We start from the raw sequence: 25,095 nt of genomic DNA, 5'->3' as shown, positions 1-25,095 counted from the left end.
ATGGGCACGCCCGCCTACGAGCGCTTCCGCGCCGCCCGGGACCTCCTGCTGCGGCACCGGGAGGACTACGACACCGCGTACCGCGAGTTCTCCTGGCCCGACCTGGAGGAGTTCAACTGGGCGCTGGACTGGTTCGACGAGATCGCCCGCGGCAATGACCGGACCGCGCTGTGGATCGTCGAGGAGGACGGCTCAGAGCGCCGCTGGTCCTTCGCCGAGATGTCGGCGCGCTCCAACCAGGTCGCCAACTGGCTGACCGGACACGGAGTGACCCGCGGCGACCGGATCATCGTGATGCTCGCCAACCAGGTCGAGCTGTGGGAGACCACCCTGGCGGCCATGAAGATCGGCGCCGTGGTGATCCCCGCCACGATCCTGCTCACCCCCGACGACCTGCGCGACCGGGTGGAACGCGGCGCGGCCAGGCACGTGGTGGCGGCCGCCGAGCACACCGGCAAGTTCGCCGACGTCGCCGGCGACTACACCCGCATCGCGGTGGGCGGCCCGGTCGACGGCTGGCTCGACTACGCCGACGCCTACTCCGCCGACACCTCTTTCGCCCCCGACGGCCCCACCAAGGCCGGCGACCCGCTGCTGCTGTACTTCACCTCCGGGACCACCGCCAAGCCCAAGCTGGTCGAGCACACCCACGCCTCATACCCGGTCGGGCACCTGTCCACGATGTACTGGATCGGGCTCGAACCCGGAGACGTGCACCTCAACATCTCCTCGCCCGGCTGGGCCAAGCACGCCTGGAGCAACGTCTTCGCCCCCTGGAACGCCGAGGCGACGGTCTTCATCTACAACTACTCGCGCTTCGACGCCGAACGGCTGCTGCGCGAGATGGAACGCTGCCGGGTGACCAGCTTCTGCGCCCCGCCGACGGTGTGGCGGATGCTCATCCAGGCCGACCTGGGCCGCCTCAGCGTCCCGCCGCGCAAGGTGGTCGGCGCCGGCGAACCGCTCAACCCGGAGGTCATCGAACAGGTCCAGCGCGCCTGGAACGTCACCATCCGCGACGGCTTCGGGCAGACCGAGACCACCGTCCAGGTCGCCAACACCCCCGGCCAGCCGATCAAGCCCGGATCCATGGGCCGCCCCGTGCCCGGATACGCCATCGAGTTGATCGACCTGGTCACCGGCGAGCCCGCCCAGGAGGGGGAGATCTGCATCGATCTGTCCCGCCGGCCGCTGGGGCTGATGGTCGGCTACCACGGCGACCCCGAACGCACCGCCGAGGCGATGAAGGACGGCTACTACCACACCGGCGACATCGCCTCCCGGGACGAGGACGGCTACCTGACCTACGTGGGCCGGGCCGACGACGTGTTCAAGGCCTCCGACTACCGGATCTCGCCGTTCGAGCTGGAGAGCGTGCTGCTGGAGCACGAGGCGGTCGCCGAGGCGGCCGTGGTGCCCGCCCCCGACCCGGTGCGGCTGGCGGTGCCGAAGGCGTACGTGGTGCTCGCCGCCGGATGGACGCCGGATGAGAAGACCGCCGCGGAGATCCTGCGCTACTCCCGCGAGCACCTCGCCCCCTACAAGCGGATCCGGCGGCTGGAGTTCGCCGAGCTGCCCAAGACCATCTCCGGCAAGATCCGCCGGGTCGAGCTGCGCGCGCACGCCGCCTCGGGAGCCTCCGGCACCGAGTACCGCGAAGAGGACCTCTTGACGTCCTGATCGTCACCCTCCGTAACGGATGTGACCTGGTCCACTGCATCACCCCAGGCAGTGGGCCAGGCCACTTCTTGATCCCCTTACGGATCGTTGTGGTTTTGTTTTCGTACGCACCCTTGGGAACGATGTCCCGATCTGCCAGTCTGCGGCCGTGAACGCACAGCAAGCGCAGGCCGCAGAGACCAGAAGCGGACTCGACAAGTACTTCAAGATCACGGAACGAGGCTCCACCGTGGCCCGCGAGGTGCGCGGCGGGCTGGCCACCTTCTTCACGATGGCCTACATCGTGGTCCTCAACCCCCTGATCATCGGCACGGTCGCCGACGCCGACGGGCAGTTCCTCGGCGACTCCACCCAGCCCGGCGGGGCGATCCCCCTGGTGGCGGCGGCGACCGCGCTGATCGCCGGGCTGCTGACGATCGCCATGGGCGTGATCGGCCGCTACCCCCTCGCGATGGCCGCCGGCCTCGGACTGAACGCGGTGCTGGCGTTCAGCGTGGCCAGCGGCATGTCCTGGGAGGACGCGATGGGCATCGTCGTCCTCGAGGGCCTGATCATCCTGCTGCTGGTGCTGACCGGCTTCCGCACGGCGGTGTTCCACGCCATCCCGCCCGAGCTGAAGACCGCCATCGCGGTGGGCATCGGCCTGTTCATCGCGCTGATCGGCTTCGTGGACGCCGGATTCGTCCGCCGCATCCCCGGCGCCGAGGGCGAATCGACGGTGCCGGTGCAGCTCGGTGCCACCGGCAGCCTCTCCGGCTGGCCCACCCTGGTGTTCTGCGTGGGACTGCTGCTGACCGCGTTCCTGGTGGCGCGGCGGGTCAAGGGCGCGATCCTCATCGGCATCGTGGCGACCACCGTCTTCGCGATGATCGTGGAGGCCTTCGCCAAGGTCGGTCCGTTCAACGCCGGCCCCGGCCCCGACGGCAAGCCGGTCATCAACCCCGACGGCTGGCAGCTGAACGTCCCCACACTGCCCGACGAGGTGGTCAGCGTCCCCGACCTGAGCCTGCTCGGCGAGTTCAGCCTGTTCGGCAGCTTCGAACGGGTCGGAGTGGTGGCCGCCCTGCTGTTCGTGTTCACGATCATGCTGGCCGACTTCTTCGACACCATGGGCACCGTGGTCGGCGTGGGGGCGGAGGCCGGCCTGCTGGACAAGCAGGGCAACCTCCCGGGCGTGCGGAACGTCCTGATCGTCGACTCGATCGGCGCCGCGGCCGGCGGAGCCGGATCGGTGTCCTCCAACACCACCTACATCGAGTCGGCCGCCGGTGTCGCCGAGGGCGCCCGCACCGGCCTGGCCAGCGTGGTGACCGGGGCGCTGTTCCTGGTGGCCATGTTCTTCTCGCCGCTGGTGACGATCGTGCCCTTCGAGGCCGCCACCCCCGCGCTGGTCGTGGTCGGGTTCCTGATGATGACCCAGATCCGCAACATCGACTTCAGCGACTACGACGTGGCCATCCCGTCGTTCCTGACCATCGTGCTGATGCCGTTCACCTACTCCATCACCGCGGGCATCGGCGCGGGCTTCATCGCCTACGTGGTCATCAAGGCCGCCCGCCGGCGATTCGCCGAGATCCACCCGCTGATGTGGCTGATCGCCGTGCTGTTCGTCATCTACTTCGCCCTGGACCCGATCAAGGAACTGCTGAACGTGGTCTGATGAGCGAGGAGTGCGGACCGGCGGCCTGCGGGCCGCCGGTCCCGTATCGGGGGGACGGTTCGGTGCGGGCCGGTCCCGTGTGAGGGCTCTTCTTCCGTCAGGGCGGTTCTGCGGGGGCGGCCCCGTGCGAGGACGGACGGTCTCACATCGAGGCGGTTCCGCGCGCAAGGCGCGTCGGTCCTGTGCGAGGGCGCGCCGATTCCCCATCGGGTTCCCCATCGGGGCGCGCCGGTCTCACGCCGGGGCACAGGGCTTCGGGCCGGGGGGCGCGGCGCCCATGCCGACCGCCGCGATGCCGCCCTCACCGGTCGGCGGGATTCTCCCTCCATGCGGCTTTATCAATCGCCCCGGCAATTGAATCCGGTACTGACCTGGCCAAATGCCTAATCCCCTGAGGGGAGTTGATAAAACGGGCATTGGGGGTTAACGTGTGCGAGGCGCTCCGACGGGAAACGGGAGCGCTGTCACGGGGGTGAGCCACCGCCGAGGCGTCGGCGTGGCTGCAGACGCGCGGAGCGTTCCGGCGTGCGCTCGTCCCGGTGATTTCGGGAATTTCGATGGATCGGGGGAATCAGTGCGCAAGCTCGTCGCCTGCCTCGCCATGATCGGTGGGCTCGTGGCCCTTGCCGCGCCCGCGGCCCAGGCTGCCCCCTACCAGGGCGGCAACTATGGGCTCTACGGAATGGAAGGGTTCTACCCGACGCAGGAACCCTGCGCGGGAACCTTCCGGCTGATTCACAGCACGACCTGGAACGGCATCCGGCTCAAGTACTTCTACTCCGACGTCTGCGGCTCGTTCGCCCGGATCGAGAACGCGCCGCAGAACAGCTCCGCCCTGCTGCAGCGCTCCGACGACGGCCGACCGGAGGCCGACGGCTGGGTCGCCGAGAGCGTGGACCCGGGTATCAATTACGCCTACACCATGATCGGGAACAACCTCCACGGCCGGGTCTCCCGCGCCGTTCTCGTGGTGGACGGTCACCAGGTCGCCTGGACCAGCTGGTACTGATCCGAGCCGGTGTTTCCGGACAGATGACGGGAGCCCTTACCCCGGAAACACGGAAACCGTTCGATGGGCCTTATGCCGCCCCGGTCGCCCGCCGCTTTCGCGGTGCGCGAGACCCCGGACACCGGGTTCCGCGATGGCGGACGGCCACCGCGGATCACGCGGCACGGCGGTGAAAAGGACCGTCGGACGGTCGTCGAAGCGGGCGCCGGTGTTCACTCACCGGCGCCCGCCTTCCACGTCTCCACCGGGCCGCCGAGGCGGTTTCCGGCGCTCGGTGCCCTGGAACGACCGGTTCCAAGCGAGATGCACCGGCACCGCGACACCTCGTGCTCCTGTGGATGAGGAGCGTTTTCCCGTCGGGGGATCGTCCACGGTGCCCATCGTCCCTGGCGTCCCTTGCGATGAGGCCGAACCCGCATGCACGGACGAGGATCCAACGAGCCGAAGGGATGACGGGCCAGGGGAATGAGCCGGCCGCCTGATCCGTGAGAAGGCATCGGTGCCGGCATGGGCTCCCGCTCGTCCCCGCCCGCATCCCGTGTACGGCGCCGCGACCGGTGCGACGACGCAGATCCGGCACCGGGGGAGCGAGCACCGAGGAAGAGCATGTGCCGTGCCTCGTCCAGAGACGGGGCGATGGGCGGTGGGGGGAGAAGGTGACTCTGGCGAGGAAAGGCACCCGGCGGATCGTCGTCGACGGAGTCGAGTTCCGCTGGAAGGTCCGCCACAAGCCGACCTACGACCAGGGCATCGGGGCAAGCCCGCTGACCTTCGTGGCAGAGCCGGCCGAACGTCCGGAATCACTGCTCGTGGTCTCCCTGCCCCACCCGCACCCGGGCAACTGGCTGGACCTGCCGAGCGTCCCCGTCCTGCCGCGAACCGTGGCCACCGCGATCAGACTGGCATTGGCCAGAGGATGGCGCCCCTTCCAGCCGGGCCCGGCCTTCACGCTGTCCCTCGATGAGACCCTGACCTCGGCCTTGCCGGTGCGCGTCCAAGCCGAGTGATCGTCGGTCAGGACAGGCTCATCCGGCGGCGTATTGAGGAGGCCCGTGTGGGGGAACCTGGCGAGGATGGTGGAAAGCCCTTTCTGGGGCGCCCCGATTCGGCACGGACGGCCGTGGGAGACGACACAGGCTGCATGTGGGCGCTGGGGGCAGTGCGATGGTGTCCTATCGGTGTTTGCCCAGGTGGGATGCTGTTCTGTCCGTCCTGCGGCGTACCCGCGCTGTACCCGTGCCCTGCTCGCCCTCACTATGGAGCACGCCCGATGAGCAGTTGTGGTTCCTCCAGGGGTGATGAGGAACAGGCACGGCAGATCAACGAGGAGTTGCGCCGGACGCGGTTGCGATCCCTCTAGGGAATAAGCGCCCGTCCGCTCACGCGCCCCGAACTCGCCACATCCAGGGCCCTAATCACCCCTGGAAGGATGGGGACTTTGGCCGGTGATTTGGGGTGTCCGGCCCGGCGGTTGCCGCCCGGTGATCGGCCTTCAAGCCGCATGCACCGGGCGGCAGGGCCAACGGGCCGTGTGGCGGCGTGTAGCGCCGCCACTCTTGATCTCAATGGGCTGAATTCGGTAAGTCCGGACGCTGCGTGGGCGTCTGATCCGTAGCAAGATCAACTCTGTGCAGCCCCGTCCACCATCGTCAAGGGCCATTGTCGGTACCAGCGTTAGCAGCACGCCGGGCACCCACAGAACCCGGCAAGGGGATGAGCACCGGAAGCCCTACAGCAGTACCTTGACCTCAACTATCACGACAAGTGGACTTTCGACCTCAAGGTCATTGCCGCTCCAAAAGTCGAGCGAGTCTATCCTGGCTGATCAGCGTGGTTGGGTGATCTGGGCCGAGTATCCGTTGAGAATCGTCGAGTGTCTTTTGAAGCATTCTTTCTGCCTCATCTAGGCGCCCAAGATCTCGCAAGATAGAGCCCAAGTTGGAGCGACTTGCCAAAGTGGCCTTACTCTCTTTTCCGAGGTAACGCTCTCGAATATTAAGAGCCTCTAGTGCCTCACTCTCAGCCCTAGAGAGCTGACCTTGATTGGCGTGAAGATTGGCCAGGTTGTCAAGAGTGGATGCGAGGCCAGGCATGTAAGCTTCTGGCACTTTTTCTGCCAGGTTCCTGTAGATGGTGGTGGCTTCGTGGCTGGTCTCTAGTGCTTCTTCTCGCCGTCCCATTTCGGCGAGGCGAACTGCGAGGTTGTTCAAAGAAGATGCCAGATCTGGCTTGTGCTTTTCAGGGGCAGAGGCGACTAGTTCACGATAACGGCGCACTTCCTCTTCAAGGTCTTGGAGATTCTTCATTCGGATCCCTCATTGCGTTCAGAAGATTCGCTATTGCCGTGAGCGGTGCGAATCCATTGGCTTATGTATCCAGGCTGGAGGGCAACCTCTTCGCTATAAATCTTAAAATCGATAGTTCTTTCGTGTTCAGTTATTCTTGGGTGGACTGCTGGCTTGTCGAGGGCTCTGACCTCATTATTATCTCGGTCGTTCTTTATCAGGGAGGTGGCTAGTCCGCTCGCGACTGTCAGTACGACAACTGCAACCCACCGCAAAGTTGTAGCCTGAGTGGTTGTGTAGTTGATCGCTACGTTTGTCCCGGTTCCTAGGGCGGCCACGACAAGGGCGGCAACTACGCCTGCTCTCCACGATGCCCTTGACTGCCTACTCTCTGCCACAAGGCCACTCAAGCGGATTTGCGCTTATTTAGCAACCTGCTTGGAAACAGACGGTGCGATGGGATCGGTCCAGGGAGGCCGTACATCCGCCACACCGGTCTGGATGATAGCGGTCTCCGTTAGCGGGTCGCCCTTGAATCCTGTGCGGAGGTTCCTCATTGAGTTTAGACGTTTGCTGACTCGGTCTCGTGGAGGCGGCCGGTTCTTGTGGCCAGCGTGCATGGGGGTTGGTGTTTCTGCCGCTGGTGGCGTTCGTGTGTGGGTGTCGGGTGGTCTGGGGCTGGTTCGTAGGCTGGGGCGCGTGATCCGTGCTGTGGTGTTCGATGTGGGTGAGTGCCTGGTCGATGAGACCCGGGAGTACGGCACCTGGGCGGACTGGCTGGGAGTGCCTCGGCACACGTTCTCGGCGGTGTTCGGTGCGGTGATCGCCCGTGGGCTGGACTATCGGGAGACCTTCCAGGTGTTCGCTCCGGGGTTCGATCTGACCGAGGAGCGGGAGAAGCGGGCCGCGGTGGGGCAGGCCGAGTGGTTCGGTGAGGAGGATCTGTATCCGGATGCGCGGCCGACGTTGGCCGAGCTGCGGGAGGCCGGCCTGTGGGTGGGGATCGCGGGGAATCAGACGGTGCGCGCGGGCGGCATCCTGCGGGAGTTGAAGCTGCCGTGCGACATGCTGGCCACCTCTGATGACTGGGGGGTGGCCAAGCCGGACCCGGCCTTCTTCGAGGCGGTGGTCCGGGAGGCCCCGTGCGAGGCGGGGGAGATCTTGTATGTGGGTGATCGGCTGGACAACGACATCCGGCCGGCGGCGGCGGTGGGGTTGAAGACGGCGTTGATCCGCCGGGGTCCGTGGGGAATCATCCAGCAGCACGATCCGGATGCGGATCGGTTGCCGACGATGCGGATCGATTCCCTCACGGAGCTGCCCGGCAAGATCGCGGAGTTCAACGCTTCAGCGCGCTGAGGGTGGTCTCCCACCCGTACAGGCGGTCGTCCAGTCGGCGCACGCATTCTTGATCGGCCCAGGGCTCCAGGGCGCGGCGGACCTGGGTGATGCGGTCCATGCCGGTGGCGTACCAGGTGCGGGCCAGCTGGTCGAGGGCCTCCTCGGCGCGGGCGCACGCGGCTTCGGGGTCGCCTGCGGCCGCTTCGACGGAGGCCAGGTCGCCCAATACGACGCTGCGCTGTTTGGTGTCCGCGGCGGGGAGGTTCTCCAGGACCTTGGTCAGGGTCTCGCGGGCCTGGGGGATGAGACCGGCCTCCAGACCGGTGCTCTTCTCGGAGGCCGTGGTCGAACGATCAGCGGATGGGACGGGTCGCCCAGATCGGGGGCAGGTAGTGGGCTGGGCGTGTGGTGATGAGATGGGTCCGCAGGTGTCCGGCCGTGGCGGTGGAAACGCCCAGAGCTTCGGCGAGGCGGCGAAAGGTCAGGTAGTCGATGCCGCGGCCGGCGGCGTTGTGTTCATAGATGCGGGCTTGGTGACCGAGGTCTTCGATGGTGACGGCGTGGGGTTCATGTCGGGCTCTGCTTCCTGCCTCTCGTAGGGCGGTGGCTTTGGCCCGTTCGTAGTCGAGCTCGGAGAAACCGCACAGGGCGCCCGTGATCCGTTCGGCCTCCTCCAGGGACGTCGCGTGCCGGAGGGCTTGGGCCAGGGGGTTGACGGCCAAGGCTTGAGCGTAGGTGAGGCGGTAGACGTTGGGGCTGTGGTCGGTGAGGGGGACCGGTAGGCCGCTGTCGCGGACTTCGGCGGTGCCGCGTGCGCCTCGGGCGGCTGCGGCCAGGAGGGCGGTGGCCTCGGAGGGGTGCCAGTCGAAGACGTGGAGGCAGCGGTCGACGTCGGCCGGACGCAGTCGGGTGGCGATGGCGGTGCCCGCGCGTGCCAGCACGTCGATTTCGGGGATTTCGCCGTCGAGTCCTGGGCCGGCGATCAGGACGTCTACCGGGATGTCCAGCTCGTGGCATGCGGACAGCACCAGGGCGTCGGCCAGCGGACTGCGTAGGCCGGGGTCGTCGCCAGTGGTGAGGATGTCGCCTCCGACGTCGATGATTTCGGCGTGAGGGGCGGCGAGGACGGCGGCCAGTTCGCGGAGTTGGAGGCGCAGGCCGTGGGCTCCATGAGTGGGGTCGAGCAGGGCCAGGGGGGCATCGAGTGCTGCGGCGAGGCGGGGCAGGGTAGAGCCGGCCGGGGGGATCGGGCGGGTGTGAGGGGTGATCACCCTGACGTGTTCGGTGAGGCGGCGGAGGCTGGCGAAGTCGCGTACGCTACGGGGACCGGGCAAGGGGTCGATGAGCAGGCGGTCCCAAGCGAGGGTGGCGATGCAGGCCGGTTCGCTGCCGGTTGCGGCGTGGATGATGGCGGCGGCCAGGGCGTCGCCTCCTCCGCCTGCGGCGATGAGCAGCCGGGTCATGGCCGCACTTTACGAGCTGGCCGCGAAGACATTGGCCAGTAGAGTGGCTGGTGGCATTGTCCACTTCTCATCGCGGGCGGGAACGCATGCCGGAGTTGGAGCAGGCCCTGCCGAAGTACTTGCAGATCGCTGGGCACATTCGTGATCGGATCCTGCGCGGTGATCTTCAGCCTGGGGACGAGGTCCCGTCTGAGCGGCAGATCGCGGCGGAATGGAACGTCTCGCGTCCGACTGCGACGAAGGCCCTTGAAGCGCTGCGCCTGCAAGGGCTGGTGGAGTCCCGGCGCGGATCAGGAACCTACGTGCGCAACCGCTATGACCTGCATCGGCGGGCGCGTGAGCGATACCAGCGGGCGAGCGAGACCGGACGGATCTATCCGCCGAACGAGCGGGCGGAGATCGTGGCCGCCGAACTCGTCCCCGCTCCGCCGCATGTGGCCGAGGCTCTGGGGTTGGAGAACGGGCAGCAGGCGGTGCGTCGGCACCGGATCATCTATCGCGATGATCATCCGGTGGAGGCTTCGACGTCCTGGTACCCGGCGGCGATCGCGGAGCGGGCTCCTCGGCTGCTCGAACATGAGCGGATTCTTGAAGGCACTCTCGCCTACGTGGAGAGCGCCACGGGTCGGCGGGCGCGTCATGCCTATGACAGGGTGGCCGCTCGGCTGGCCGGCGGGGAGGAGCTGGCGGTGTTCGGCCTGGCGGCTCCGGCGGCCGTGCTCGTCATTCGGCACGTGGTGCTCGATGTGGACGAACGCCCGTTGGAGTTCGCCGAGGCGGTGTACCCGCCGGACGCGTGGACCTACGAGCAGCGGTACACGATCCACTGAGTCCAGGCCCCGAGTCCTCTAGAAGCCCTTGTCATCGCAAGTGGCCTATGCCACCCTCTCAATGCAAGTGGTCTATGCCACTAGCCAAAAGAGCGAAGTGGCTAGGTTGCGTGGAACGCGAACGCGGGTGGTCAGGCGAGGAGTGATGGGCTGCGGGATCGGCGGCGTGATGGTGGGCTGTGGCGCGGCATTGCAACCCTCTGGGTGGCCGTCTGGAGGGGGCCTTGCCGTCGCGTCCGCCGGTCCCGCTCGGAGATGGAGCGGGAGCGAAAAGACGTGGGTTTCGATCGCGGACGGCTCGAGGCGGCGGACGTGGCCGGTGCGTTCGGCCCCCGCCGGATGCACCTGGCCGCGCTGGACGCCGAACTGTGCAAGCGGCCCGATGTGCTGTGCGGCTTGGTCGCACGCGGCGGGGTGCGGGTGCTGCGGGTGATGGCCTCCGGCGCGGTGTTGCGGGCGGTGGAGGTGGACTGCCGGGAAGACCCCACCGGCTGGGTGTTCACCCGGGCCGACACCGGAGAGCCGATCGGCCCGGCCGGCGACCCCGTGGCGGTGGCCGCCCGGATCGTCCAGGTCCTGACCGGGCGGGCGGCCCGGTGAGCCGGGCGGCGGGCCTGAACGCCCCGGCGGTCTCGGCGGATCCGGCGGGGTCGGGTGCGGGGGATGCGGTGGTGCAGGCGGCGTATCTGCAGGCGGTGATCCGGGTGTACGGGCCGTGGACGAGGTCCAAGGTGATCAGCACCCGCGAGCGGGACTTGGCGGTGCGACGGGTCCGTTACGCCGCCCAAGCCCTGGCCGACCTGGGGGTCCGGCTCCCGCGCACGGAGTCGGGGGCGTGGACGAGGGCGGTCCAGGGTGCATGAGCATCACCCGGCGGATCCGGTGGCCCGGGAGTGTCCGCTGTCCTGCCTGGGGTTGTCGCGGCGTGCCGCCGATCCCTTGCGGTTTCATCTGGTGGACCGGGTGACGGTGGGGGAAGTGCTGCGGCTGTGGGAGAACGACGAACTCCAGGACGTGCGCAACCTGGGGCCGCGGCGGATCGAGGAGATCACGGCGGCGCTGATCACTGCCGGGCTCGTGCCCGCTCCGCGCGGCCAGGAACGCCGCTGATCTGCCCGGTACCTGGGAGCAGGTCCTCATCACCCCTGCGAGGGGCCAACGTTATGCAGCCGATCCTCATTCGGGCGGGTTCTCATCGCTTCTAGGAGGGATCGCTGCGTCGCGGTGTGGACTCCGGCGTGGTCCTGGATTGGGTTCGGCGCGGCGGTCGCCGCCCGGTGGCCGACCGTCAGGCCGCATGCGCCGGGCGGTGGGGTCGGCGGGCCGGGTGGCGATGCTATGCGCCGCCGTTCTTGACGGCGCATCGAGAGGGGCCCTACGCGAGGCTCTCGACGGCGACGGCGGCCCGACGGATGCCCCGCCGGCTCCCTGAAAACTTCGGTACGTATTCGGCACAGACGGCCGTGGAAGGCCGGTGCCAGCCGTGGGCAGCCGGACCACACACGACAGCGCCCTGTTTGCGTTTCCGCAGGTAGGGCGCTGTTTTTCGCTGGTCGGGCGGGGCGCCCCCGGCAGGATTCGAACCTGCGACACACGGTTTAGGAAACCGTTGCTCTATCCCCTGAGCTACGGGGGCTCGGCGCAGGTCAGAGCCTAGCGGACCGCCCGACCGTCTGCCGCACGCAGCGGCCGATGCGTACATATCGCGCCGCGTGCGGGCGGGCGCTCCGGTCGCCGACCGTCGTCCGGGACCAGGGTACGCGCTCCTCGACGTGTCCCGCGCGGGATTATCCGTGTGCCCCCCACGGCCTCGGCGGCCCGAGGCGGCGCGGTGTCCGCTCCCGTCGGCGGCAGGCGCCCGTGACTGGAGTCGGCCGTTGGAGAACCGCGAGTTCCTCGCTTCCGGGTTCACTGCATGACGGCGCGGCTTCTCCCGCACTTCCGGGAGCGGCTCCGGGCGGCGGGCACGGGGGTGAAGATCACCACTGGGGTCACCCAGGGCACAGCTGTTCGGTCTGTCTCGTTTGTGGTGAGATCGATACCCTTCCATGTCGTGACTGGTCGGCATCGCGGAAAACCTGCGCCCGGTGTGCCGCGGCTCGTGCGGAGCAGGGGGGCGCTCGTGGGCGCTCTCGTCGCTCCCGGGCTGGTGCTGGGCGGGGGCGTCGTCATGTGGCTCGGTGGGCCCGATGAGTCCGAGGGGAAGGGACGCGAGCCGCGACGGGTCGTGGCGGGCGGCCCGGCCACGTCGCCTGAGTCGCCGGAGACTCCGCCGGTCTATCCGACGTTCGGGCAGTATGTGCCGCCCAAGTCGGACAAGGCCACGGCCGCGTCGCGCCCCAAGCCCAAGGTCACGGAGAAGAGACCGCAGCCTCGGGAGACATCCCCTCCGAAGCCGCAGCGGACCGGGCCGCAGCCCAGGGAGATCTGTGCCGAGTACGGGCGGCGCAACCCGTGGTTGCGGCACTGGTGCGCCCGCTACGGCCATGGCGACGACCGCCGCGACAGGGACTGACGGGCGGACGACGTCGCAGGGGACGCCGTAGGGCTCGTCCGGCTCCTCCGCGGCGCCCGGTCCGGCGCGTCCGCCGCAGTGGGCGGGCCGCGATCCCGGGCGTCGCCGTCATTCGTCCGGGCCGCCGTGCGGTGTCCGCGCCGGGGAAGGGGACGTGGGGACGGAGCCCGACGAGACGGCGGGCGGCGGTTCCGAACGAGAGGCCCTCGGGCGGGGGGAGGGGACGATTGGGGAGCCAAGGGGCGTTCGGGTTCCGCTCTCGTAGCCCCGGCCTGCAGTGATGTGACGGGAACGTCGGACGGGGGCGGCCCGGCGGTGTAGAACGGTGATCGAAAAGACTTGTCGGGCTTGGTTACACCCGGTCTCAGATGCGAACGTGTAGTAGCGTTCGTGCGATCCCTTCACTTGGTACCCGGAGGACACGCACGTGCTGGTCCCGCGATCAGCGCCGCTGAGGGCGTTCGTCCTGGCGATGACGCTGCTGGCGGTGGTCTGCGCACCCCAAGGCTCAGTGTGGGCGGCCGACCCCATCGATGAACTGCGCCGCGAGGCCAACAAGGCGCGTAAGGACCTGGAGAAGGCCACCAAGGAGTGGGAGAGCCGCAAGAAGGCGTTGGCCGCGTCGCAGGCCAAGCTGCGCGAGACGCTCAAGGAGCTCGGCAAGGCCGAGGCGGAGCTGGACCGGATCCGGGTGCCGCTCGCCCGGCTGGCCAACACGATGTACCAGACGCCGGGCCTCGGCGGCGCCATGGTGATCTTCTCCGCGCAGGGGTCGAGGACGGCGTTGCGGGCCGCCGCCGATCTGACGCACATCGCCAGCGAGCAGGAGGCGTTGATCCGCCGGGCCGATGAACTGCAGCGCCGCTACGAGCAGCTGGCCACCACCGCGCAGGAGCTGCAGTCGCGGAACGCGGTGGAGCAGACCCGGGTGCAGCAGGAGGTGCAGAGGCTCAAGCAGCGGTCGGCCGAACTGACCTCCCAGCTGACCGCGATGCTCGACAAGCTCGAGGTCAGCCGGGAGCGCAGGCTGCTGATGGAGTGCCCCGCGGATCTGGTCGCCGACGCCCGCAAGTATCCCAACGGCCTGATCCCCGCCAAGTACCTGTGCGATCTGCCGCAGAAGGGCGAGCAGCTGCGCGCGGACGCGGCCAGGAGCTTCTACAAGCTGAACGCCGCCTATAAGCGGCGCTTCGGCCGTGACATCTGCATCACCGACTCCTATCGAAGCCTGGCCGACCAGCAGCGCGTCTACTACCAGCGTCCCGGGTTCGCCGCGATCCCCGGTCGCAGCAACCACGGCCTGGGCACCGCGCTGGACCTGTGCGGCGGCGTCCAGATCTCCGGCTCGGTGCAGTTCAGGTGGATGGAGGCCAACTCCCGCAGATACGGCTGGTTCCATCCCAGCTGGGCCTACAGCAACCCCTTCGAGCCCTGGCACTGGGAGTACGGCTCCGAGTGAGCCGGCCGCGGCGGTCGGGCCCGCGAGGCCGGTCGCGGGGTCGGGGAGGGGCGGACCGGCCCTGTGCACGGTGACGGTTCCTCCGTGACGCCCGGGCCGGTCGACGGCGGCTCGACGGCGAGGGCGGGGCCGTCGCGGGACGGTCGCCGTGGTGCCGCCCGTGCGGGTCGTCTCAGGACGGCGGGGAGTGCGTCGCGGCGGTGCGCGGGGCGTTCACCAGGGCCACCGCCAGACGCGAACCCGAGGCGGCGGTGAGGGCGGCGGCCTGTTCCCTCGTGGTGGCCAGCATGATCAGGCCTCCGGGTTCGCCTGTGGTGGAGTCCTCCCGCAGGACCGCGACCACCGGGACGGCCGAGACGACCACCCTGGCGTCGCCGGTGTTCCGAGGGAGGGGGACGGGAGGGCCGGACGGGGCGGGCGACGGGGCGGAGGGGGCAGGCTCCGGGTGAGGATGCGCGGCGGGCGCGTGCGGGCGCAGGTCGTCGAGGCCCACTCCGGAGCCCGCCAGATCGGCGGGGATGTCGCTGGAGAGCACGTCGACCCGGTCGCCGGGACGCACCAGACGCACCGTGCCGGGGTCGGCGGGCCGGATCGGGGTGGCCACGACGTCCGGGCCGTATCCGGCGAGGAGCCGCCTGCCGACCGTGCGCACATCGGTGAGGACCTCCCCGCGCCGCATCGGTCCGGCGAGGGTCCGTCCCTTCGCACGCCTGCGGATCGCCCCGTCCGGGACCGCCGCGGCGGGCAGGACGGCCGGGCGCAGGTCCCCGGGCTGGAGGGTCGCGCCCGCCGGCAGGTCGCGGGCCGCGACGAGCACCCGTACGCCGTCCGGGTCGGCGGGCCGGACGGCGGCCACCGTGAGCAGCACCGACAGGGCGGCCAGCGCCGCCGCCACCGGCCGCCGATGACGCAGTAAGCGCCTGCTCCAGCGGCTCACACCGGATGCGGGCGAGGGGGCCGTGCGGTCTTTCATGACGTGTTCCTTTCGGCTTCCTTCGACGGCGGATCAGTGGTGGATCGGCGGTGGATCTCTTCGTCGGACGCCCCCTCCCGCGGAGGGCGGGGCGTGCGGGCGTCCGGCGGCCGCGGGCGGCCTGAGGTCGTGAGGGCGGGGTGATCGTCTCGCCGGGATCGCGCACGCGAGAGCCCTTCAGGGGCGGCGCCGGCGCGGTCCGGCGTCGGGCGGCGTCGAGGCCCCACCGGGGCCGCATCGGGCCGCATCGAGGCGGCGTCGGACACGGCCGCGGGCCGCCGTGGAGGGCCGGGGGAGCGCCGGATCGTCGGCGGCCGGGCCGGTCGGGAGGGTCGGTGAGCAGAGCCGGTCAGGGAAGCTCGATGGGGAGTTTCATGCCGTCCAGGGTGCGAGGGCAGGGGCAGGACCGCTCGGACGGCAGGGCCTCGACCACCTGGGCGACCAGGGCGCGCAGCCGGTCGACGTTCTGGGAGAAGACGCGGAAGACCTCCTCCATGGTGACGCCCTCGCCCTCTTCGATGCCCGCGTCGAGATCGGTGACCAGGCACATCGGGATGTAGCAGAGGGCCAGCTCACGGGCCAGGACCGCCTCGGGATGGCCGGTCATGCCCACCAGCGTCCACCCCTGTGCCGCATACCACCGCGACTCGGCGCGGGTGGAGAACCGCGGCCCCTCGATGACGACGAGGGTGCCTCCGTCGACGGGGTCCCAGCCGGCCTTCCGGGCGGTGGCGACGGCGGCGCGGCGACCCGCCGGGCAGTAGGGGTCGGCGAACGACACGTGGATGGCGGCGCCCTCCTCGTAGTAGGTCTGGACCCGCCCCGAGGTGCGGTCCACCAGCTGGTCGGGCACGACGAGCGTGCCGATGCCGTGCTCGGGGGTCAGGGAGCCGACCGCGCTGGGGGCGATGATCTGCCGGACGCCCAGCGAACGCAGCGCCCACAGGTTGGCGCGGTAGGGGATCTTGTGCGGCGGGTGGCGGTGGTCGCGGCCGTGCCGGGGCACGAACGCCACCCGGCGGCCGGCGACCGTCCCCACCGCGATCGGATCGCTGGGCGGGCCGTAGGGGGTCTGGACCGTCACCTCGTGGGGGTCGTCGAGGAAGGAGTAGAACCCCGAGCCGCCGATGACCCCGATCTCAGCAGTGGTGGTAGCCATGCCGCCGACCCTAGCCAGCGGCCCTCGGCGCGGGGAGCCCCCGGACGAGGTGTGGAAAACCCTCCCGGGTCAGTCTTCGGCGTCTGCCTCGGCGGCCGGGGACGGAGGCGTCATTCGGCCGCCCGCGAGGATGACGTTCACGCGTCCACCCGATAGCCGGGGATGGAGGGCCAGCGCACGGTGAGGACGACCGAGTCCTCTTCGGCGTACCAGGAGTGGTCCACGCCCCTGCCCCACACCACGTAGTCGCCCCGCTCGGAGAGGGTCACCGAACGGTGCGGGAAGTCCAGGCGGAAGCGTCCGCTGATGAGCACCAGCAGGGCCGTGCGCTTCTCCCCGGTCGTCCATCGGGCCCGGCGTTCGCCGCGCGGATGGACGCCCCATTTGATCTCCACGGCGTCGCTGTGCCGCAGGTCCGACGGGTCTTTGAAGTGCCCGAGCAGCCATCCGCGGTCGAGGGCCGCGTCCCGGTCGGCCTTGCCCACATAGATCCCGTCGTCCACGGGATCTGGACGTTAGCAGCCCGCCGCCCGGCGCCGGGAACGGCGACGAAAGGGACGGACCGGCGGCGGGCTGGGGTCGTCCGCCGGTCTCGACCGCGGCGGCGACCGCCCTCTGCGGTCCCGCACCCTGCGGCCCTGCGCCCCGCTGCTTTGCACCCTGCGGTCCCGCGGCGGGCGGAGCGCCGTCGCGGGACCGCAGGGGAGGGCGGGTCCGGCCGGTGAGGCCGGTGGGGTCCGGCCGGACCCGCGGTGATCGTTCCGGGCTCGTGCGGGGCGGGTCAGCCGACGGACTGGAGGGCCCGCTGCTCCTCCTCCGGAGCGGGACGGGCCTCCCGGCGGGCCAGGCCGCTCGGCGCCCAGATGCGGCGGCCCAGGTCGTAGGACAGGGCGGGCAGCAGCAGGGAGCGGACGACGATGGTGTCGAGCAGGACCCCGAAGGCGACCACGAAGCCCATTTCGACCATCGACACCAGCGGGAGGGTGGTCAGGGCCGCGAACGTGGCGGCCAGCACCACCCCGGCCGAGGTGATCACGCCGCCGGTGACGGTGAGCCCGCGCAGCACGCCCCGGCGGGTGCCCAGCTGCTGGGACTCCTCCCGGACCCGGTGCATCAGGAAGATGTTGTAGTCCACCCCCAGCGCCACCAGGAAGATGAACGCCAGCAGCGGGAATCCGGCGTCGGCGCCCTCGAAGCCGAACACGTGCCGGAAGACCCATCCCGACGCCCCCAGCGCGGCCAGGAACGACAGCCCCACGGTGGCCATCATCAGCAGCGGGGCGACCAGGGACCGCAGCAGCGCGACCAGGATGCCGAACACCACCACCAGGACGATCGGGATGATCACCAGGTTGTCGCGGAAGGCCGCCCGGTTGACGTCCAGCGTGGTGGCGGTGATGCCGCCGACCTTGGCGTCGGCCGCGGGCACCGCGTCGACCGTGGTGCGCAGCCGCTCCACGGTGTCCCGGGCGTCCTGGCTGTCGGCGCGGTCGCGCAGCGTCACCTCGTAGCGGACCAGGTCGCCGGCGGTGCGCGGCTCGCTCACCGCGGCCACGCCCGCGGTGCCGCGGATCGTCTCCGCCAGGGGCGCGGCGGCGGCAGCGTTGCCGATGACGATCGTGGGGGAGCCGGAGCCGCCCGGGTAGTGCCGGGCCATGATCTCGGCGCCGACGATCGAGTCGGGCTTGTCGACGAACTGCCCGGCGTCGCTCAGCCCTTCGGCCTTGAGCGAGCCCAGCCCCAGCGTCATCCCCGCCAGCATGACCGTGGCGACGCCGGCCAGCAGCCGCGGACGGCGGCCGACCAGGGCGGCGATCCTGGCCCAGAAGCCGTGCTCGCGCTCGTAGGCCTCCGGGTCCAGGTAGGCGGCGTCGTAGCGGGGGATGAGCGGCCAGAACAGCCACCGGCCGAAGATCACCAGCAGGGCCGGCAGCAGCGTCGTCATGGACAGCAGCGCGGTGATCACCCCGGCGGCGGCGACGGGACCCAGGCCGGCGGTGGAGTTGAGCTCGGCGACCATCAGGCACAGCAGGCCCAGGCTGACGGTGCCCGCCGACGCCACGATCGCGGGTCCGGCGCGGTGCAGCGCGAACGCCATCGCCTCATGCCGGTCCGGGTGACGGTGCAGCTCCTCGCGGTAGCGCGCCACCAGCAGCAGGGCGTAGTCGGTGGCGACTCCGAAGACCAGCACGGTCAAGATCCCGGCGCTCTGGCCGTTCACGGTCAGGTCGGCGTACTCGGCCAGCAGGTAGACGACGCTTTGCGCCAGCCCCAGCGCGGCCAACGCGCTCAGCACCGGGATCAGCCACAGCACCGGGCTGCGGTAGATGAGCAACAGCAGCACGATGACCACGAGTCCGGCCGCCAGCAGCAGGAACCCGTCGATGGTCTCGAACACCTTGATCATGTCGGCGAGACCCCCGGCGGGACCGGTGACGTGGACGTTCAACCCGGGAGGGGCGCGCTTGACCACGTCGCGGGCCTGGTCGACGGCGTCGATCAGGTGGTCGGGGTCGGTGAACGGCACGAGCGTCTGCAGCGCCGTGCCGTCCTGGGAGGGGATCGGCCCCTGCGGCTGCCGCGCTCCGGGCAGCTTGCTCAGCGCCTCGAGATCGGCCTGCGCCTTGGCGCGGTCCTGCGGGGTGATCCCGCTCGGCCGTTCGTAGACGATGACGGCCGGGACCATCTCCTCGTCGCTGAAACGCTTCTCCAGCTCGGCGACCCGGGTGGACTCCGCGCCTGCGGGCAGCCATGCCGCATCGTCGTTCTCTTCGACCTCACCGAGCTTGCCGGCCATCGGGCCGAGCACCATGAGCAGCACGATCCATATCGCCAGCACCGCCCACTTGCTGCGGCTGCCGGTGGGCAGCGCCGTCAGCCGGGCCCACACCCCGCCCGGCGGCTTGTGACCTGGTGCGGCCATGCCATCCCCCTTTTCGAGATATATCGCGTTTGATGGTCAAGGGTGTCTCGGTGTTCGAGGAGAGTCAAGTAATATCTCGATTGCCGCGGTGTTCTTCCATCCGCTTCAACCTTCGCCACCGCCGCCGCATCGGGCATCGGGGAGCCGCCCTGACCCGTCCCTGAGTCGTCCCTGACCCGGTCCCGGACCCCGCCCTCCCACCTCCTGAGGACCGCCCGGCGTCCGCGCCGCACCGCACCCGCCGTGAGCAGCGCCTCCGCCCCCGCGGGCGGTACGGCCGCCTCGTCCGCCGCGCCGCCCGACCCCGAGGCGGCCGCCGCGGCCGCACCCGTCGGCGTCACCCGCATCGGGACCGGCGCCCCGCAGGGAACGCGAACGTGGCGTGAAGGTCAGGGGGGACGAGGCGATCGGCGGGGCGCGGCGTCGAGAGCCTCCGAGGAGGCCCCGCCGTCGGGCACGGGAGGGACCAGGTCCCTGCGGAGCGGGACAGGGCCAGGCGGTCGACCGGCCGATCCGACGGGTCGGGACATGGGCGCGCCGCCGGAACACGTGCCGATGGGGGCGGACCGCGCCGTCCGCCGTCGGAATACGCGCCGACGACGGCGAGCCCCGCCGCTCGTCGTCGTGCTCGACCCCTGGTGGTCCACCGCCACCGGAGCGCGTTCCGGGGAGGGCGGGTCCTGCCGCCCGCTGCCGTGTTCAGATCCGCCGGTGATCCGCCGCCACCGGGACGCGCACCGACGACGGCCGGCCTCGCTCGGCGGACCGCAGGGCAGGGGGACCGCGGCGGGAACGACGAGAGGGCGGGCCGGATCCGCCCGCTGGAGACGGGCATCGGGGGCGGGCGCCCCGGTGTGGGCCGGATGCGCGCCGGGCACGCTGCGACGAGGCGGGCGAGGGGCCGGCACGGCGGACGGCCGGAGGAACGGGGACGGGGATGTGCCGGGAGACCGCCGAGGACGGACCTGGAGAGGCGGCCGGAGAAGACGCCGACGGCGTGGTCGGAGAGGCCGCCGGGGCGTGCCGGAGGAGCGGCTGAAGACGCGGCAGGGGAGGCGGCCGAGGATCAGCCGGAGAGGCCCGCCGGGGGTGGTGAGAACGGTCGGCCGGAGAAGTCTTGAGGACGCGGAGAGGCCCGCCGAGGGCGCCTCCGGGGGAGCATGGGCGAGGACGCGGCTGAGCGAGCGCCCACCGGCCGGGCCGAAGAGGCGGCCGGAGACGTGATCGAAGGTGTGGGCGGGACCTCGCGGCGCTCGATGACGCCGGGGAACGGCCGGTCACGGACGGGCCGTCGCGGCGTCGGGTCCGGGAAGGCCCGCCCGGCCCTCGGGGGTCCCTGGAGAGCCTCTCCGGAGAACGGGGCGAAGACCCCCGGTCCATCCGCGAGGAGGAGACGCGGAGGAGAGAACACGACGGCGCCTCGCCCGCGAACGGAGAGGGCACGGCCCGGCGCCCGAGGGCGCGCACCCCGGCGCATCGAGGCACGGGCATCGCCCCGGTGATCGGCGCCGATCACCGGGGCGGCGGTGAGGACTGTCAGGCCACCTTGGAGTCGCTGCTGCTCGAGGAGCCGGACGACGAGGAGGAGGAGTCCGAGCCGCTGCTCGAGGACGACGACGAGGAGGAGGCGCTGGACTTGCCGCTCCCGCCGCTGCCGTTGCCGCTCCGGCTGTCGGTGCGATAGAAGCCGCTGCCCTTGAAGATGATCCCGGCCGCGGAGAAGACCTTGCGCAGCCGGCCGTTGCACGCCGGGCACTCGGTCAGCGGGTCATCGCTGAACTTCTGCACGACCTCAAAGGGCTCGCTGCAATCGGTGCACACGTACTGGTACGTCGGCACGGTCTCCTCCTTGCCGCCACAGTCCGCGCAAGACCGCAGACTGGCACTCTCGTCGGTCGACTGCCAAATAGTACTGCCCGCGCCGCGATGCTCACCCCGCGGCGTCCGCACCGCCGCTCACCAGGCCGGACGGCGGTGCGCTCACTCGCCGGTCTCGCCGAACCAGCCGGCCAGCTTGCCGCGGCGGCTCACGGCGCGGAGCCGGCGTTCGGTGGTGTGGCGGACGTCGGCGGTGGTGACGACGAGGAGGGTGTCGCCGCCGCGCAGGATGGTGGTGGGCTCGGGGACGAAGCTGCGCCCCTCGCGGACGACCAGGGTGACGGAGGCCCCGGGCGGCAGCCGCAGCTCGAAGATCTCCACCCCGGCGAGGCGGGAGTGCTGGGGGACGCGCACCTCCAGCAGATCGGCCTTCAGCTCCTCCAGCGGGGCGGCCTCCACATCGAGGTCGACGGCCTCGCCTTCGGCGATGACGCCCAGTCGGCGGGCCACCGGCGGCAGCGTCGGCCCCTGCAGCAGGGTGAACACCACCACGATCACGAAGACCAGGGCGAAGAGCCGGTCCGCCCCCGGCACGTCCTCCGACATCGGCACCGTGGCGAACACCACGGGCACCGCGCCGCGCAGGCCCGCCCACGACAGGAAGACCTTCTCCGAGCGTTTCAGCCCGAACCCCATCGTGGACGCCCACACCGACAGCGGCCGGGCGACCAGCACCAGGATCGATCCGGCGATCAACGCCGGAACGATCTGACCGGGCAGCTCGGACGGGGACGCCAGCAGCCCCAGCATCACGAACAACCCGATCTGCGCCAGCCACGCGATGCCCTCGGCGAAGCCCCGGGTGGCCGGGCGGTGCGGCAGCCGGGCGTTCCCCAGCACCAGCGCGCACAGGTAGCACGCCATGAAGCCGCTGGAGTGGATCAGCGTGGCCGCCCCGTAGGAGCCCACCGCCAGCGACAGCACCGCGATGGGGTAGAGGCCGGAGGCCGGCAGCGCCGCCCGCCGCACCGCGAAGGTCCCCAGCCACGCCACCGCCAGCCCCACCGCCGCGCCGACGGCCAGCTCGTACACCACCAGCCCGGCCAGCGCCCACGGCGCGCTTCCGTGCTCGCCGGTGGTGCTGAGCAGCACCACCAGGAGCACGACGGGGGCGTCGTTGAACCCTGATTCGGCCTCCAGGATCCCCACCAGCCGGGACGAGATCGGCAGCCGCCGCAGCACCGAGAACACCGCCGCCGCGTCGGTGGGCGCCAGCACCGCGCCGAGCAGGAACGCCAGCTGCCAGTCCAGCCCCAGCAGCAGGTGCGCGGGCACCGCCACGACCACGACGCTGACCGCGATCCCCACCGTGGCCAGCGCCAGCGCCACCGGGACGGCCGGTCTGACGTTCCGCCAGTCGGTGGTCAGACCGCCCTCGACCAGGATCAGGACGAGCGCGGCCCAGCCCAGCGTCTGCGCCAGCTCGGCGTCGTCGAAGCGGATCCCGAATCCCGACTCGCCGATGAGCAGGCCCAGCCCCAGATAGGCGAGCAGGCTGGGCAGGCCCAGCCGGTGGGAGACCCGCACCGCGAGGATCGCGGCGAGCACCAGTGCGGCCCCGACGAGCAGCCAGATGTCGAGCCGCACAACCCACCCTTCGCGCTGAAAGATCAGAGTCGGTGTAGAGAGCCTACAGAAAGGCGGGCGAGATTTCGCAAATCTGGTTAATCGCCGCGCGTGTCGGCCGCGTGCGGGCCGCACGCAGGTCGCGCATCGGCCGGCACGCAGGCCGCGTGCCGGCCGGGCGCCGGCCGTGTCACGGCTGCGCGCCGACCGGACGCCGACCGGACGCCGACCGCGCCGCACGTCGACCGCGTGCCGACCGCGTACCGGCCCGGGCGCCGGTCGGGCGTCGACCGCGGTCAGCGCCGTCGGATCAGGGCGTCCACCCCGTTGACCACGTTCCGGACCGGCCGGCCCTCCACCGCCGCGGCGAGGTTCTCCTGCACGATCCGGGCGATGCCGAGCTGGGCCTCCAACGTCGCGCCGGCCGCGTGCGGGGACAGCAGGACGTTCTCGTTGCGGCGCAGCGGATGGTCGGCCGGCAGCGGCTCGCGTTCGAACACGTCCAGCGCCGCGCCGCCCAGCCGCCCCGACTCCAGCGCCTCCAGCACCGCATCGTCCGGGGCGATCCCGCCGCGCGCCACGTTGATCAGCAGCGCCCCCCGCGGCAGGGCGGCCAGCCGCTCCGGCCCCAGCAGCCCGGCCGTCTCCGGGGTCAGCGGCAGCGCCACCACCAGGATGTCGGAGGTCGCCAGCAGCTCGTCCAGCTCGCGGTACTCCGCCACGGCCTCGGCGCGCCGACGCCTGCTCCAGTACGACACCGGGCAGCCCAGCGCCGCGAACAGCCCGGCCGTCTCCGCCCCGATCGCCCCGTATCCCAGCACCCCGACCCGCAGCGAGCGGACCTCCCGGGTGCCGCGGGCCAGCAGCTCCGGCTGCGACCAGGCGCCCTCCCGCATCCGCCGGTCGCCCCACGCCAGGTGCCGGCACAACGCGAACGCCGCGCCCACCGCCCACTCGGCCACCGACCGCGCATTGGCGCCCGCCGTGTTGGCCACCGGCACGCCCGCCGCCGTCAGCGCCTCCAGGTCGCAGCTGTCCACCCCGACCTGCGGCATCTGCACGAACGCCAGACGCGGCGCCGCGCGCACCGCCTCCGCGTCCATCGCCAGCGCCCCGGAGAAGTCGCCCACCACCAGCTCCGCCTCGGCCAGCACCGCGTGCAGCCCCGCCCGGTCCCGGCTGGGAGGAAGGACCACCTCCACGGCGTCGCCGAGGGGCGCGAGCATCCCGCGGATGATCTTCTCGTCGAGCGGGGGCAGTGCCGCCAGCCGCCACGGTCGCCCGTCGTTCACCTGCTACCTCCGGATGATCTGCTGCTCCAGCGGGGCGGCGGCGCCGGCCGCCTCCCGGGTGGGCTTCTTCGTGCGCATGCCGGAGGTTAGTCCCGAATGCGCCCTTCTTGGGGGGATTCGCGGCCCGGGGCGGCTTCACCGAACCCGCGGACCCGCCGAAGGCGGCGGGTGCCGGGGCGCCGGGGAAACGTCAGGGGAAACGGACCAGGCCGCGGGAGGGGGTGACGACGGCGCGCAGCCGCCGGTCGTGCGGCTCAGCCGGCAGCCGGTCCACCAGCTCCTCGTCGTACACCAGGCCGATCGTCAGGATCTGCGGACCCACCCGCGCCAGCGCCCGGTCATAGGAGCCGCCGCCTCGCCCCAGCCGCATCCCGGTGCGGTCCACCGCCAGCGCCGGGACGAGGATCACATCGGCGGCCTTGATCGCGTCGGGGCCCCGCGGCGGTTCGGTCGGCTCCAGCATCCCCGGCGCCCCCGACCCGCCGTCCCCCTCCGCCGCGCCGCGCGGGGCCAGCGAATCGGGCCCCTCATAAGACGCCCAGTCCAGGTCCCCGTCCGGAAGGAGCCGGGGCAGCAGGACGTACGTCCCGCGCTTCCACAATGCGAAGATCAGACCATGGGTGTCAGGCTCGTTTCCGAACGAGGCGTAGGCCGCCACCGACGCGGCCATCTCCAGCTCGGGGAGGTCGAGCAGGGCGTCCCGGAGAGCGCGTCCGGCGGCCGCGCGTCGATCCGCGCCCATCTCGGCGCGGGCCGTCAGCAGCCGGCGGCGAAGGGTGTGCTTTGAGTCGGCGTCCCGCACGCTTGGGTCCTCGCAAAGTGGTTAGGGTCTGTCCTTGACCGCCTCCCCTCCCTCCGGAGGGGGTCCAGCGGGCGACCGCTGGATGCCCGCCACATCATCGGCCGCCCCGCCAGGAGGCTCCTGTTTGAGGTCTCAATATCGGATTCATGGGCGTTTCACCTTTGTGCCGGCCCGGCGGCGCGAACGGCGGAACGTCCCGGCAGCGCCCGGCGCCCGGGCCGGCCGCGAGCACGCGGCGGCGTCGTGCGCGGTGCGCCGCG

21 protein-coding genes and 1 tRNA gene are annotated in these 25,095 nt (G+C 70.9%); 10 read left to right on the top strand and 12 right to left on the bottom strand.

Annotated elements, in window-relative coordinates; genetic code table 11:
- From EIO00_RS09265 to EIO00_RS09250, 4 genes are all read left to right on the top strand, one after another.
- Complete coding sequence (locus EIO00_RS09265) at positions 1-1,680, top strand: AMP-binding protein (RefSeq protein WP_140177179.1); 1,680 nt, start codon at positions 1-3, stop codon at positions 1,678-1,680.
- 148 nt (positions 1,681-1,828) lie between these two features.
- Positions 1,829-3,340: an NCS2 family permease gene (locus tag EIO00_RS09260; protein WP_175596165.1), complete on the top strand. Its 1,512-nt coding sequence runs from the start codon at positions 1,829-1,831 to the stop codon at positions 3,338-3,340.
- 574 nt (positions 3,341-3,914) lie between these two features.
- Positions 3,915-4,349 (top strand): hypothetical protein, encoded by a 435-nt coding sequence (locus tag EIO00_RS09255; RefSeq protein WP_206664087.1) that lies wholly within the window; start codon positions 3,915-3,917, stop codon positions 4,347-4,349.
- 656 nt (positions 4,350-5,005) lie between these two features.
- Entirely contained in the window at positions 5,006-5,356 is a 351-nt protein-coding gene (locus tag EIO00_RS09250) for a hypothetical protein (RefSeq protein WP_140177175.1), read from the top strand.
- A gap of 777 nt (positions 5,357-6,133) precedes the next feature.
- Here EIO00_RS09250 and EIO00_RS09245 read toward each other — a convergent pair.
- Positions 6,134-6,655 (bottom strand): tetratricopeptide repeat protein, encoded by a 522-nt coding sequence (locus tag EIO00_RS09245; protein ID WP_140177173.1) that lies wholly within the window; start codon positions 6,653-6,655, stop codon positions 6,134-6,136.
- Between the two features lie 678 nt (positions 6,656-7,333).
- Between EIO00_RS09245 and EIO00_RS09240 the strand changes: the two genes are divergently transcribed.
- Positions 7,334-7,993, top strand: a complete 660-nt coding sequence (locus tag EIO00_RS09240) for an HAD family hydrolase (protein WP_140177172.1) — start codon at positions 7,334-7,336, stop codon at positions 7,991-7,993.
- On the opposite strand, the gene EIO00_RS09235 is transcribed toward EIO00_RS09240, so the two are convergent.
- Complete coding sequence (locus EIO00_RS09235; RefSeq protein ID WP_175596164.1) at positions 7,974-8,201, bottom strand: hypothetical protein; 228 nt, start codon at positions 8,199-8,201, stop codon at positions 7,974-7,976. The genes EIO00_RS09240 and EIO00_RS09235 overlap by 20 nt on opposite strands.
- A gap of 127 nt (positions 8,202-8,328) precedes the next feature.
- Positions 8,329-9,438 (bottom strand): DUF1152 domain-containing protein, encoded by a 1,110-nt coding sequence (locus EIO00_RS09230; RefSeq protein ID WP_140177170.1) that lies wholly within the window; start codon positions 9,436-9,438, stop codon positions 8,329-8,331.
- 86 nt (positions 9,439-9,524) lie between these two features.
- Between EIO00_RS09230 and EIO00_RS09225 the strand changes: the two genes are divergently transcribed.
- From EIO00_RS09225 to EIO00_RS24135, 4 genes are all read left to right on the top strand, one after another.
- Positions 9,525-10,268: a GntR family transcriptional regulator gene (locus tag EIO00_RS09225; RefSeq protein ID WP_140177168.1), complete on the top strand. Its 744-nt coding sequence runs from the start codon at positions 9,525-9,527 to the stop codon at positions 10,266-10,268.
- A gap of 276 nt (positions 10,269-10,544) precedes the next feature.
- Complete coding sequence (locus EIO00_RS09220; protein ID WP_140177166.1) at positions 10,545-10,868, top strand: hypothetical protein; 324 nt, start codon at positions 10,545-10,547, stop codon at positions 10,866-10,868.
- Positions 10,865-11,131, top strand: coding sequence for a hypothetical protein (locus EIO00_RS09215; RefSeq protein ID WP_241661233.1), 267 nt, complete (start codon positions 10,865-10,867; stop codon positions 11,129-11,131). Before EIO00_RS09220 ends, EIO00_RS09215 begins: the two co-directional genes overlap by 4 nt.
- Positions 11,132-11,231: 100 nt before the next feature.
- The gene (locus EIO00_RS24135; RefSeq protein ID WP_161602680.1) at positions 11,232-11,378 is read left to right on the top strand and encodes a hypothetical protein; all 147 of its coding nucleotides are present in this window, start codon (positions 11,232-11,234) and stop codon (positions 11,376-11,378) included.
- Positions 11,379-11,831: 453 nt separating this feature from the next.
- On the opposite strand, the gene EIO00_RS09210 is transcribed toward EIO00_RS24135, so the two are convergent.
- Positions 11,832-11,904, bottom strand: a tRNA-Arg gene (locus EIO00_RS09210).
- Between the two features lie 1,306 nt (positions 11,905-13,210).
- Between EIO00_RS09210 and EIO00_RS09200 the strand changes: the two genes are divergently transcribed.
- Positions 13,211-14,242, top strand: coding sequence for a M15 family metallopeptidase (locus tag EIO00_RS09200; protein WP_140177162.1), 1,032 nt, complete (start codon positions 13,211-13,213; stop codon positions 14,240-14,242).
- Positions 14,243-14,414: 172 nt separating this feature from the next.
- On the opposite strand, the gene EIO00_RS09195 is transcribed toward EIO00_RS09200, so the two are convergent.
- From EIO00_RS09195 to EIO00_RS09160, 8 genes are all read right to left on the bottom strand, one after another.
- The gene (locus tag EIO00_RS09195) at positions 14,415-15,215 is read right to left on the bottom strand and encodes an SAF domain-containing protein (RefSeq protein ID WP_140177160.1); all 801 of its coding nucleotides are present in this window, start codon (positions 15,213-15,215) and stop codon (positions 14,415-14,417) included.
- Between the two features lie 349 nt (positions 15,216-15,564).
- The gene (locus tag EIO00_RS09190; RefSeq protein ID WP_140177158.1) at positions 15,565-16,374 is read right to left on the bottom strand and encodes an S-methyl-5'-thioadenosine phosphorylase; all 810 of its coding nucleotides are present in this window, start codon (positions 16,372-16,374) and stop codon (positions 15,565-15,567) included.
- Between the two features lie 137 nt (positions 16,375-16,511).
- The gene (locus tag EIO00_RS09185; RefSeq protein WP_140177156.1) at positions 16,512-16,877 is read right to left on the bottom strand and encodes a cupin domain-containing protein; all 366 of its coding nucleotides are present in this window, start codon (positions 16,875-16,877) and stop codon (positions 16,512-16,514) included.
- 278 nt (positions 16,878-17,155) lie between these two features.
- Positions 17,156-19,297, bottom strand: a complete 2,142-nt coding sequence (locus EIO00_RS09180) for an MMPL family transporter (RefSeq protein ID WP_140177154.1) — start codon at positions 19,295-19,297, stop codon at positions 17,156-17,158.
- Between the two features lie 1,536 nt (positions 19,298-20,833).
- The gene (locus tag EIO00_RS09175; protein ID WP_140177152.1) at positions 20,834-21,136 is read right to left on the bottom strand and encodes an FmdB family zinc ribbon protein; all 303 of its coding nucleotides are present in this window, start codon (positions 21,134-21,136) and stop codon (positions 20,834-20,836) included.
- Positions 21,137-21,277: 141 nt separating this feature from the next.
- Positions 21,278-22,762, bottom strand: coding sequence for a potassium/proton antiporter (locus EIO00_RS09170; RefSeq protein ID WP_140177150.1), 1,485 nt, complete (start codon positions 22,760-22,762; stop codon positions 21,278-21,280).
- A 275-nt stretch (positions 22,763-23,037) separates the two neighbouring features.
- Entirely contained in the window at positions 23,038-24,033 is a 996-nt protein-coding gene (locus tag EIO00_RS09165) for a 2-hydroxyacid dehydrogenase (protein ID WP_241661232.1), read from the bottom strand.
- A gap of 190 nt (positions 24,034-24,223) precedes the next feature.
- Entirely contained in the window at positions 24,224-24,835 is a 612-nt protein-coding gene (locus EIO00_RS09160) for a 5-formyltetrahydrofolate cyclo-ligase (protein WP_140177148.1), read from the bottom strand.
- Between the last annotated feature and the right edge of the window lie 260 nt (positions 24,836-25,095).

The sequence above is a fragment of the Thermomonospora catenispora genome (assembly GCF_006363815.1).
Taxonomy (GTDB): Bacteria; Actinomycetota; Actinomycetes; order Streptosporangiales; family Streptosporangiaceae; genus Thermomonospora; species Thermomonospora catenispora.
Note: the sequence above shows the minus strand (reverse complement) of the source record. Positions and strands in the feature narration are given on the sequence as shown.